Genomic DNA, 12,740 nt, shown 5'->3' with positions numbered 1-12,740 from the left:
GAACTCTGTAACTTCATAAAACAACATCAAATAAAGATATATTAACCCAACCAATACAATATATATGAATACAATACGCCTCCACATAAACCATATATGTAATTTTTTCTCTATAACTTAACATGCACATTTCTCTTCTTACTTGTAGCTTCATCTAATACATGTCCTTTTGGATAGTGAATCATTATTCATTCATATGCGTTTAACTGATGAGTCAACTGTAAAACAATTCCTGTAATTTCTTGTCGTACTATGTTAGATTATCCATTGGAATAAAATCACATCTATAGATAGGGGAATTTTTAACGTGAAAAAATCTTGGATTTTATCATTTATTATGAGTTTTGTATTGCTCGGCGGGGTGTTCGCACCTGCAGGGTCCTATGCCGCTGCTGCGGATGACTCAACCACTACATATTCGGAAGACGAATACTATGAAGAAGTTGACACGTCAGAACAAGAACCGATTCCTACAGTCGAAGAAGAAGATTTCCTCAACTATCTGGATGCATTGACTGATCCTGCCGTATACGAGAAGAAAGCGTTGAATGCAGTGGGTGGCAGCACGTACATCACATCTTCCAATCGCAAATCCTTCTATCTGAAACTGAACAATACAGCTATCCCTAACTACACCAAGTATGTCTCCATGCTGAAACAGATCAAACCGGAGAACGCTGAACTGAAAAAAATCCATGCCAAACTGATCAAAGGCAGCTATGCTCAGCTTGAAGGATATCAATTGTTCAAAAAGTCTGTTGCCAAAACGAAAGTAAACAGCAAGCTGCTTAAACAAGGTAATGACAAGATTGCATTAGGAATCAAAAGCATTCAACAATACCATGCTGAAATCAGAGCCTATGGCGAAAAACTCGGCTACCAAATGTAAAACAGCCACACATGTATAACGTCAGACTGCACTATTCTGGCGTTCACGTGTGAATGGAATCATCGTTTTATCCTTTTTAAGAATTTTTGAAATTTAAGGAAAAAAAGTGTTTTCTTTTGCTGAGTTAGTTCGTATAATAGCACTATAATCAAAAGGCTATGCTGCCGAAAGGTACAACCTCGTGAACAATTGAGGTTGTGCCTTTTTTGCGTTTAATGGCCGCTTTTATCTGAATTTCATCATCTGACGAGGAGTGATTTACATGATTCTTGAAGCCATCTACCACCGCCCCAAACTCAATTGGTCTTATGCTTATGACCGCTCGACTATGCACCTCCGACTTCGGTCCAAACGTGGGGATCTGGATGCGGTGATTGCCATTACCGGTGACAAATATGCCTGGGATCGGACGATCACACATATCCCTATGCACATCTTTGCCCGGGATGAAATGTTCGATTATTGGGAAGCCGAGACTTCACCTCCCTATCGCAGATTGCGGTATGGATTCCAACTGATTCAGGGAGAGGAATCGGTCTGGATGACAGAACGCGGATTCGAGCAGGCGCTGCCTGATCATCCACTTGAATTCTTTGATTTTCCATTTATGAATCCAGTCGACATTTTTGAACCGCCTGCCTGGGTTAAGGACGCTGTGTTTTATCAGATTTTCCCTGAACGTTATGCCAATGGCGATCCATCCATCAGTCCCAAAAATGCAGAACCCTGGGGAGGAAAACCTACACCGGTGAACTTCTTCGGCGGTGATCTCCAAGGTGTGCTGGATCATCTGGATCATATAAGTCAGCTTGGCATCAATGCCATTTACTTCTGTCCGCTGTTCGAGGCCACGACGAATCACAAATACAATACAGGCGATTACATGAAAGTTGATCCTCACTTTGGAACCAATGAACAGTTCAAGGCGTTCGTGGACGCCTGTCATCAGCGCGGCATACGTGTCGTTCTGGATGCGGTGTTCAACCATTCCGGCAGAGAGTTCCCTCCTTTTGTCGATGTCATGAAGAATGGAGCCTCTTCCCCTTACGCAGACTGGTTCTATATCAAGGACTGGCCGCCACGTGTGGAGGATGGCATACCGACTTATGACACTTTTGCCTTTGAACCGCTTATGCCGAAGCTAAATACAGAACACCCTGAGGTGAAGGCATATCTGCTGGAGGTAGGACGTTTCTGGATTGAAGAGATGGACATTGACGGCTGGAGGCTCGATGTAGCCAACGAGGTGGATCATCAGTTCTGGCGCGAATTCCGTCAGACGGTAAAAGCCATCAAGCCTGACGCCTATTTGCTTGGTGAGATCTGGCATGACTCGCTCATGTGGCTTCAGGGAGACCAGTTCGATGCCGTGATGAATTATCCGTTTACCAATTCGGTATTGGACTATACGGTGCATGGCAAGCTCGATGGACTTGGATTCGCCAATGAGATCGGCAAACTGCTTGCAGCCTATTCACAGCCTGTAACGGAAGCCGCCTTCAATCTGCTTGGAAGTCATGATACACCCAGACTGCTGTCCTTGTGTGATGGAGATGAGCGCAAGATGAAGCTTGCCGTTACGTTACTACTTACGTATCCAGGTGTACCATGTATCTATTATGGAGACGAAGTGGGACTTGATGGCGGATATGATCCGGGTTGCCGCAAGTGTATGGAGTGGGATGAGACCAAGCAGAACCGCGGGCTTCTGGAATTCTTCACCCGTACGATTGCCCTGCGCAAACAGCACCCTGCCCTGCGCAGCACGGAACTGAAGATTGTATATGCAAAAGCCGGAGATCCCTGTCTTGCCATTGAACGATTGGATTCGAATTCGGGCGAGCGTATGCTTCTTGTGCTGAATGCGGGTGATGAGCCGTGTACCCTTGAACTCCCTTTGGCAGATCGTAACGTCTGGCGAAATCTGTTCACATCAAACACCGTGGAAGCTCGGCAAAATAAACTGACCCTCGATCTGGAAGCATACGGATTCTCCTTACTGCAAATGGAGGCCAAACAACCCGCGAAAGCCTGATATGAATACGGCTAACAAGGGAAAATAACTTCAAAGAGGCTGTCCCCTAGGTCATATTGACGACCGGGGAACAGCCTCTCCTGCATCTTATACGTCTGATGCATCTTATACGTCATATCCTAACGAATCAGAGAGACCTTATTGGACCTATGTCAAAAAAGTAGACACTACGCCGCGGGTTTGTCCGTAAATTTCATCGCAAAACGAGCAGGGGAAAGATACCCTAGCGCGCCATGCATTCGCTTGCGGTTGTAATAGAACTCAATGTACTGGTAGATGGCAGTATAAGCCTCCTCCGGCGTCTTAAAACGAGGGTTGCAGTAAATGAGTTCCTTCTTTAAAATACTGTGCCATGACTCAATACAGGCGTTATCATAACAGTTTCCTCGTCGGCTCATGCTTGATTCCATTCCGTATGATTTTAGTTGCTCCACGTTTTCTTTTGACGTGTATTGAGAGCCGCGATCCGAGTGATGGAGAAATTCCGGAGCAGGGCGTTTGGCCTTGTAAGCTTCCTCCAGTGCACCCATCACCAAACTGGTTTCCATATGGTTATATAGACGCCAGCCTACAATTTCACGTGTGCACAAATCCAGAACGCTGGCGAGATATAGACGACCTCCTCGGCAAGGAATGTAGGTGATGTCGGTAACCCATACCGTATTCGGTTTGGACGTTTTAAATTGCTGATTCAGCGTATTTGGCGCAAGGGGATGGTCGTGTTTGGAATCCGTCGTCTGAACGCGATATTTGGGCATGACCACAGAACGTAGATTCATTTGACGCATGTAGATACTGACGGTACGGGAAGAGATTCGCAACCCTTCTAAATGGAGCAGATACGTAATTTTAGGGCTTCCACACCGCATCTGGTGGTCGTAAAAATGATACCGAATACGCTTCATGACCTCGTCTTTGCGGTTCTGCCGCTTGCTGGTTCGGTCCATTCGCCATCTGTAATATCCGCTCCGTGACACTTGAAAGGTTCTGCACATCTTCTCCAAAGAAAACTCGGAGCGATGGTCTTCCACAAACTGAAATCTTAGCTCTTTGGTTTGCTGAAGATGTGCACTGCTTTTTTTACAATCGCCAGTTTTTCTTGTGTATCCGCAAGCGTGTGCTCTTTCTCTTGAAGCAACCGGCGCATCTCTTGGAGCTCTGCTTCCAGTTCCTTCACTCGATCTACGCTGGCAACAGGCTCATGTTTTAGTTCGCGGTACTTACTCATCCATTGGTGCAACGTACTTTTTGGAATGTTGAGTTCTTCTGCCAAATCTCCAAGTGTCTTCGTCTGCTCTTGAATGAATTTGACCGTTTGTTTCTTGAATTCTTCGTTATATCGTTGCCGCTGTTCTCCCATGTGGACACCTCCGTTAGTCTTATTATCCTTCCGTCCGTTAACGGGTGTCCACTTTTTATTCTAGCTCCATGAGATTCGTTAGGTTTTACTTTTCTTAATTATCCCCTCAATACGATGTTTGAGGTTCGTTAGCGATAGCGATTCAATTGAGATAAAACTCATTGATGGCAGCGACCTATTTCCCAGCCGAGGCGAAGGGTGTCGAAGTCATTGGTTTTCGTATTTTTTTCATTCTTGAACTTACGAGAGCTTCCTGTGTAATTACGATTTTCTGCGGAATCTTGTATGAAGGCAGCTTGTCCCGACAATATTCCCAGATGGATCGCCGCAGATCGGTGAGAGTACATTCTGTAGCCAGCCGGATCGTCACCTTCACCCTCTGACCGATGATACCGCTGTGATCTCCCGAAACTACGGCCGCTTCAATACATTCCATCTCTTCCAGAACACCCTCGACCTCGGCAGGATACACTTTCCGTCCCCCTACGTTAATGATCTCGGAACGACGTCCCAGAATACGAATGTATCCCTCTTCCAGCACAGCTTCATCACCTGTTCGCAGCCACCCATCCTCTGTAAAGGGCGATGGTGCATTCAGATATCCAATCATCGCTGTTGCTGTATGAATCTGCAATTCTCCTTCCACTACCCGGTACTTGACTCCCTCGTCTTGAATGGAAAACAGCAACGAGCCTGGCTCTTTGGAGCGGGTTGGCAGAATGCCCAGTTCAGACATGCCATAGGCTTGTATCGTCCTTAGTTGTGGAAATCTCCGGTTCCAAGCTGCCAGTACGGATTCTGGCATCACTTCCGATCCGTATGACACAACTTCAAGACTGGATAGATCATACCCCTCATCATTTCTGCCCAGCAGCAACAGATTCATGAATGTTGGAGAGACCGGAAGAGCCTGCACACGAAACTTCTCAATCGTTCGGCACACTTCTTCGGGAGATCGATCCGCAATGATACACAGACAGCCCCCACTGGACAGGGATTGCAGCATGGTATTTACACCACCGATATGATCAAACATCATGAATGGAATCGTTCGCAAAGGCCGAACTTGCCGCCGAAAACCATCTAACAGCCGATCTGCACGATGCACAGTCGCTTTACTCACTCCGGTTGATCCGGATGAAAAGAGTACCAATCCCCCTACGCCATCCTGTGCCAGCGAGGATAACAATACAGGAACCTCTCCAGATAATTCACACGTTTGCCGAATACACAACTGGCCATCCTCAATGCCCAAACGCCACTTCACCTGTGCCAGCTGGATATATTCCTGTCGTTTGGCTTCAACCAGGTACCGATCCATGGGAAGCACGATACACCCTTGTCCGAGCAAAGCAACCAATGCTGCCGCCGCATAGGGGGAATAGTCTTCCTCCAGCGTTACAAGTTGCCCAGTCAGCCCTTCTGCTGTAATCCACTTACTCATGATGCCAACCTGTTCCAGCAGCCACCGATAGCTGTACTCCTGATCTTTCCAGATCAGTGCAGGATGCTGTCCCTGTTCCGCGAATCGTTCAAGTAAGAATTGGTTCATCATCTTGCATCCTCCTCACGGTCAGGTGCCCATTGCTGTGCGAGATAATCAACAAGTGAACCTACAGTCTGATATGGGCTTTCCGGCATGGAAGCAGCAGCTATCTCGGCCAGTGCGGCTCCCATCGCCGTCCCCCATCGATCTTCGATTCCCTGCTCTACCACTGCAAGTAATGACACAAGTTCCAGCGAATCCAGTTGCCCACTTCGTCCATACAGTGGAGCGTTACCACCCTCACCAAGTGGAATCGATGTATTATGGTACGCGTTTAACTCCCGGCAACTATCCAATACGATACGGAGCAAATCCTCCCTGTGTTCTTGTCCAATCATCGACACAGCCTGACGTGGGAAACAATCTGCCTGAGGTATGGACTGTCGAAGTGACTCATACCAGTGCCATTCATCGGTGACCAACATTTTAATTACACCTGTTAGCTGTACTTTCCACTGCTCACGCTGTTTTATTCGACTGACCTGAAGCATATTGTAGGCCTTCTCCCAACGTACGATAATTTCGCTAAATTCTCTTGCATATCGATCAAGGGGAGAACCTAGCCACAAGGCTGACTCTTGAAGCAAATCATTTAGAAAATATCGGCTCCACCGCATATCAAACAGCAGACCGGATATCAGCATTTCATTGTCCTGCTCCCCTTCACTCGCCTCATGCAGTGCATGTAACAGTTGCAGCGATACCGCATGTCCAAAATAATAATTGCGCTCTCCTTGTGTAATCGTCCTGCCTGTCAGAAATTCTTCAATCTGTGTTGTCAGCGCCTGGGTCAACATCTCGCGATAACCCGCTGAGTCCAGTTTCACAGTCGCCCGAATGTCCATGGTGCCATACGTTCGAAGTTCTTCTTTGCGCTTGGCCTGAGCAAGCTCGGGTATGCTTTGGTTACCTTTCCAGAAGTCATGAAAGGCCCTTTGAGCAACCTTTCCATAATACTTGGAGGGCACGGGATCATAGACGTGGACATGCTCATCTTCCATACCATACACGGCAATCCAATGGTCTACCAGATGCAGTCGGGAGCCTTGCTTCACGTGTTTGCGAATGTACTCGGGATTCTGATAATCCTCACAATAAGGCAGGTGATAACTGGTTCCTGTAGCCAGAAAAAGCTCACCTTCGCCGATATACTGCCGGATCAGCGTCTTCCCCTCTTCGAAGCTTCCCAGCTCCCGCTGTCCATACATCTCCCAGATCGGCTCTACATAATCCAGTTTGTGAAAATAAGGCTTCACCAGTCCGTTATCCCCACACGAAGGAAGGCTGTACAACCGACTTGCCGCCAGCAGTGCAAGACTTGTGATGGACCCTTGTCGATGGAGCACTTCATGAATCAGAGGGAAATTGCAGGGATAATAATAGGGAATGTCCAGCACTGGAGCGAATGAAGGAATGTTCATTTTGGGCCTCCTGTTCCCGTTTTGGCTGACGTACTGCCCCAGGATTGGATTTGGTAATGCACAGACATATCATCTGTTGCTCGAAATACCCGATTGGCAATAGGTTTGCCATCCACATCGGTCTCGAAACGACGGAAACCGCGAGTAAATCGGAAGGAGAAACCACTATCTCGCGGGACTCGGTAACTACCTTCATATCGACCTTTACCAGAACGAACCAGCTTCATGCCCATGCCACCATATATCGTTTCCTCCGAATCTTCATCGGGGGCTACTTCTGCACGGATGCACACCTCTACGTGCGTAGACAATTCGGGAATGACCGTATAGATGCGTGTAGTAGACAGTTCCCCCGCAGTCAGCGTGATGGATGCACTTCCAATACCGACCGGAATTAACTCTCCACTCGCATGCACCTGAAGTATATTCGGGTCACTCGAAGTATAATTCCCATGCAGCAGACTCTGAACCAACCCACTCTCGTAGTGAATCTGTGCATTGATACACACGGTCATTCCACCCTGTAGTCCGATGACATCCCTTCCAAGCAGCTTGAGCGAAGAGGGCTTACCCACGTGGCCGAACATGTATATTAACGGGAGATGAACGCGTGCTCCCCAGTCACCTTCCTGATGACAGGCACCCTGCTGTTCCAGAAATGCCAATTCTTCACCCGGTCTGACTCCGCGTTCAAGTAATTGATGAGCTACCCTTCTGACCTGGGAAGGCAGAAACAGACCTTCCGTATCTCCAATATCCATCCACATTCGAACGGCAGGTACTTCCTCTGGCAGACGGTACATGTTTTCTTCCAACAGTCCGCTATCCGACGTTTCGTCCAGCTGCACATCCACATAGAATGGTGACATCATGATCAGTTTTCCGAAAACATCCGGATTTCGCATCCCCATGTGCAATGTACAAAGCGCCGCGGCAGATGAACCCAACAGTCCGGTATTCGACTTGTCCGGCAGCGTACGGTAACGATGATCAATGAGCGGCTTGAGCTCATGAATGATGAAATGTTCATAGGCAATGCCTGAGCACCCCACACTCACGGCCTCTCTCTCAGGAGCAATGAAGTGGTAGAATTCGTTGTGCGTGACTGGACGGACATGCGTAATGCCGACAATAATCAGTGATTCAATCTGCCCGGAGGAAATAAGACCGTCTGCTGCCTGGTCCATATTCCATGTTTCATTGCCTGGCCCAGATGGACCAAAAGCCCGCTGCCCCGCATGAACGTACAAAACCGGATAATGCCGAGCTGTCTGCTCATGGTAACCGGGCGGGAGGTACACATAAATGTTGCGGATATTGCCCAGCCGCGACGCCTGAATGCCTTCCAAACATTCGATGACAGAATGGGTACTCAACGATCATCAACCGCCTCTCTTCTCCCGATTCGACTGCATAATACAAATAACCCCGCCTCAGAAGAGACGGGGTTGTCCCAAAACACACGTAAGTGTTCCGGGATACATAGCCCTTATATTGTGAATCTGCGAATAGTTTAAATCCCCGGACATGCTTTTGTAAACATAAAAATAGAAAATAAATGCTCTCAAAAAAGTTATTGACATAAGATCCAATATTTCTTACGATAACGTTGTGATCATAACTCGAGGGCCATGCTTTTAAACCAGAGCGGTTTAGGACAACCCCGGTAACTCCTGAAGGAGATACCGGGGTTGTTGGCGTGTCAAAAGGAGGGAAGTCTCCAATCCACTGTGTAACACTCCGTTGTATTGAAAGCGCTGTTATTCAAGAGCCAGGTTGGTTGTTTATCTAAACTACTACATTCACGAGAAGGGTGGATTACTATGTTTCAAATGGCCAAACGCGTACTCCTCAGCACAACACTGACACTCAGTTTACTTGCAGGAGGCGCACTTCCCTATCTGCCTGCTTCCGCGATCTATGCCGATGCGGATACCGCGGTTACCAACAAGCAGAACTTTAGTACAGACGTCATCTATCAGATCTTTACGGACCGCTTCCTGGACGGCAATCCTTCCAACAATCCTACCGGAGCTGCCTACGATGCCACTTGTAGTAACCTGAAGCTGTATTGTGGCGGCGACTGGCAGGGTTTGATTAACAAAATCAACGATAACTATTTTAGCGATCTGGGCGTAACGGCATTGTGGATCTCCCAACCGGTTGAAAATATCTTCGCTACCATCAACTACGGCGGCGTGATTAACACAGCGTATCATGGCTACTGGGCACGTGATTTCAAGAAGACCAATCCGTATTTCGGAACAATGGCTGACTTTCAAAATCTGATTACGACTGCTCATGCCAAAGGCATCAAGATCGTAATTGACTTTGCACCAAACCACACGTCTCCTGCCATGGAAACCGATACGTCCTTTGCTGAGAATGGCAAGTTATATGATAACGGTAATCTTGTTGGCGGATACACGAATGATACGAATGGATATTTCCATCACAACGGCGGCTCCGACTTTTCCTCCCTGGAGAATGGAATCTACAAAAACCTCTACGACCTCGCTGACCTGAATCACAACAACAATACCATTGACCAATATTTCAAAGATGCAATCAAGCTCTGGCTTGATATGGGCGTGGACGGCATTCGTGTAGATGCGGTGAAACATATGCCTCTCGGCTGGCAAAAGAGTTGGATGTCCTCCATCTATGCACATAAACCTGTATTCACCTTTGGTGAATGGTTCCTGGGATCTGCTGCATCCGATGCGGATAACACAGAATTTGCCAACGAATCCGGGATGAGCCTGCTTGATTTCCGCTTTAACTCTGCCGTACGTGATGTCTTCCGGGATAACACTTCCAATATGTATGCTCTGGATTCGATGATTACAGGCACAGCGGCAGATTACAATCAGGTGAATGATCAAGTTACGTTCATCGACAACCATGATATGGATCGGTTCAAAACAAGTGCCGTGAACAATCGTCGTCTGGAACAAGCGCTGGCCTTCACGCTGACTTCACGCGGCGTACCTGCCATCTATTATGGTACCGAGCAGTATCTGACGGGTAACGGGGACCCTGATAATCGGGCCAAAATGCCTTCCTTCTCCAAAACAACCACTGCCTTCAACGTGATCAGCAAGCTGGCCCCTCTGCGCAAATCCAATCCAGCAATCGCCTATGGCTCCACTCAGCAGCGCTGGATCAATAATGATGTGTACGTCTATGAGCGCAAATTTGGCAAAAGTGTAGCTGTTGTTGCGGTGAACCGTAATCTCTCCACACCAGCAAGCATTGCGAATCTAAGCACTTCACTGCCAACAGGCAACTACACCGATGTATTGGGCGGTGCACTGAACGGTAATAACATCACTTCCACCAATGGCAACGTCTCTTCCTTCACACTGGCAGCTGGTGCAACAGCGGTATGGCAATATACAACGAGCGAGACAACACCAACGATCGGACATGTAGGTCCGGTGATGGGCAAACCGGGTAATGTCGTTACGATTAGCGGACGCGGATTCGGTTCCACCAAAGGCACGGTATACTTCGGTACATCAGCCGTTACCGGTGCAGCCATTACATCCTGGGAAGATACACAGATTAAAGTTACGATCCCAGCTGTTGCCGCAGGCAATTATGCTGTAAAAGTAGCTGCGAATGGCGTCAACAGCAATGCGTATAACAACTTCACCATCCTTACGGGTGATCAGGTCACTGTACGATTTGTCATTAACAATGCTTCCACCACACTGGGTCAGAACATCTATCTGGCAGGTAACGTGGCAGAACTGGGCAACTGGAGTACGGGTACAACAGCTATTGGCCCTGCTTTCAATCAGGTTATCCACGCCTACCCAACTTGGTACTATGATGTGAGCGTGCCTGCCGGGAAACAACTGGAGTTCAAATTCTTCAAGAAAAATGGTGCAACCATTACGTGGGAAGGTGGTTCCAACCACACGTTCACCACACCAACCAGCGGTACAGCGACTGTAAATGTAAACTGGCAATAGGATATTCAGTCCACAAGGTAACCCGGAGTTACGCTAACGCAGCGTATGCTCCGGGTTTTGCTGTACCTAGCGAGCTTGCTTAGATTGCTTCTATCCTCTCTCTGTTGAATGTGTACATGTGGGTTCAATTCATATCATTTTGATGTATCTTAGAATGTTATTGATAGGTTCGAATCGACTTCAATGTTGTAGCAGCCAGAATACCTGTCGCCAGCAGTAATATGCCCACGCCTTGCAGCACAGAAGCTGCGCCCCATTGATCTGCCAATACGGAGACTACCGTTAATCCCAGAATAGGCGCTGTACTGGTGATTGTTCCAACCACGCCATAGACCCTTCCTTGCAGCTCGTCCGGAACGGCTGTCCTCAGCATAATCTGGGTGAGCATCGTACAGCAGGCGAACATCGCACCTCCGCCCACGATGAACGGTAACGCCATGATTGGTGAGGATACATTCGCCAAAAAAATATAAAGCGGCCCTAATACAATCAGACCGATAAATACCCATCTCCCTCTTTGCTTCAATCGTTTTCCCGAAGCAATCAACAGCGCAGAGCCAATCATGTATCCCAGCGGAATACAGGTCTCAATTAATCCAAACTGTACCGGATTTGCCTCCCATACCTTAACCGCCATCACTTGAACCAGCATCATCGCAGACATGAAAAACAAAATCAGCACGGGATTGAGCAATACGATGGATCGAATCAGACGATTCCGATAGATGTAGCCAAACGAACTGCGCCACTCCTGAGCAAACGTGGTCTGTTGACTAACGGATCGCTGCACCTCTGGAAAGCGGCCCGCCATCACTACACATACTGCAGACAACAGGAAGGTTGCCCCTGTAATTAATATGGCAACGAATCCGCCAAATGCAGCAACAGCCACTCCCGCTGCGGCTAGTCCACTGATCCGGGCAAGATTATCTACCATATGAATGGTTCCGGTTGCTTGTTGAATATGCTCCCTGCCTACCATACTTGCTACAGAGGCGTGGAATGCAGGTGCCTGAAAAAGACTTGAAAACATGGATAGCGAAAGCAACAACAGCACCACCGGGAACGGCGCATGCCAACCGAACAAGCTAATCGCAATCATTATAGCCATTACGCCCCGAAATACATCCGAGGCCAGCATCAGCTTCCTGCGATCCAATCGGTCTGCAACCGTACCCGCCACCGATCCAAACAGAAAACTGACGGCCATATTGCAGATCTGTACGGCTGCCATGCTCTTTGCACTCCCCGTGGTCTGTAACACCCACAGGCTGATCGCAATCCCATTGAAGCAATCCCCGAAGACCGAGATCCCGTAGCCGTACAATATCCTCCGAAAGGTAACATTACGCCAAAGTGTTGCTGGAGCTATAGTATTATGCAATGCAGCTTGTCCATCTTGGTATCCGATAATCTCGGGCTCACTGGACGGGTTCATGCCCATATATCACGTTCCTCCCTAATCATCATTCGAGCCCATGCAGAATCAGGCACTTCCGCTGCAGTGCC

General features: G+C 48.0%; 9 protein-coding genes. 3 read left to right on the top strand and 6 right to left on the bottom strand.

Features of this window, described 5'->3' with window-relative positions:
• Positions 1–307 precede the first annotated feature (307 nt).
• On the top strand, positions 308–889 hold the full coding sequence (locus NST33_RS04740) for a hypothetical protein (protein WP_076213307.1): 582 nt from the start codon (positions 308–310) through the stop codon (positions 887–889).
• Between the two features lie 262 nt (positions 890–1,151).
• Positions 1,152–2,924, top strand: coding sequence for an alpha-glycosidase (locus tag NST33_RS04735; protein ID WP_221818870.1), 1,773 nt, complete (start codon positions 1,152–1,154; stop codon positions 2,922–2,924).
• Positions 2,925–3,091: 167 nt separating this feature from the next.
• On the opposite strand, the gene NST33_RS04730 is transcribed toward NST33_RS04735, so the two are convergent.
• The 5 genes from NST33_RS04730 to NST33_RS04710 form a co-directional block, all read right to left on the bottom strand.
• Positions 3,092–3,955, bottom strand: a complete 864-nt coding sequence (locus tag NST33_RS04730) for an IS3 family transposase (protein WP_339306984.1) — start codon at positions 3,953–3,955, stop codon at positions 3,092–3,094.
• A gap of 11 nt (positions 3,956–3,966) precedes the next feature.
• On the bottom strand, positions 3,967–4,284 hold the full coding sequence (locus NST33_RS04725; RefSeq protein ID WP_221818869.1) for a transposase: 318 nt from the start codon (positions 4,282–4,284) through the stop codon (positions 3,967–3,969).
• A gap of 175 nt (positions 4,285–4,459) precedes the next feature.
• Positions 4,460–5,839, bottom strand: a complete 1,380-nt coding sequence (locus NST33_RS04720; RefSeq protein ID WP_221818868.1) for a fatty acid--CoA ligase family protein — start codon at positions 5,837–5,839, stop codon at positions 4,460–4,462.
• A complete protein-coding gene (locus NST33_RS04715) occupies positions 5,836–7,251 on the bottom strand; it encodes a BtrH N-terminal domain-containing protein (RefSeq protein ID WP_221818867.1) in 1,416 nt (471 codons plus the stop codon). Before NST33_RS04715 ends, NST33_RS04720 begins: the two co-directional genes overlap by 4 nt.
• Positions 7,248–8,627 (bottom strand): alpha/beta hydrolase-fold protein, encoded by a 1,380-nt coding sequence (locus NST33_RS04710; RefSeq protein ID WP_221818866.1) that lies wholly within the window; start codon positions 8,625–8,627, stop codon positions 7,248–7,250. Before NST33_RS04710 ends, NST33_RS04715 begins: the two co-directional genes overlap by 4 nt.
• Positions 8,628–9,074: 447 nt before the next feature.
• On the opposite strand from NST33_RS04710, the gene NST33_RS04705 reads away from it, so the two are divergent.
• On the top strand, positions 9,075–11,231 hold the full coding sequence (locus tag NST33_RS04705; protein ID WP_221818865.1) for an alpha-amylase family glycosyl hydrolase: 2,157 nt from the start codon (positions 9,075–9,077) through the stop codon (positions 11,229–11,231).
• Between the two features lie 157 nt (positions 11,232–11,388).
• Here NST33_RS04705 and NST33_RS04700 read toward each other — a convergent pair whose 3' ends face one another.
• The gene (locus tag NST33_RS04700) at positions 11,389–12,675 is read right to left on the bottom strand and encodes an MFS transporter (protein ID WP_221818864.1); all 1,287 of its coding nucleotides are present in this window, start codon (positions 12,673–12,675) and stop codon (positions 11,389–11,391) included.
• Positions 12,676–12,740 lie beyond the last annotated feature (65 nt).

The sequence above is a fragment of the Paenibacillus sp. FSL L8-0435 genome (assembly GCF_037965655.1).
Taxonomy (GTDB): Bacteria; Bacillota; Bacilli; order Paenibacillales; family Paenibacillaceae; genus Paenibacillus.
This window is presented reverse-complemented; position numbering and strand designations above follow the sequence as displayed.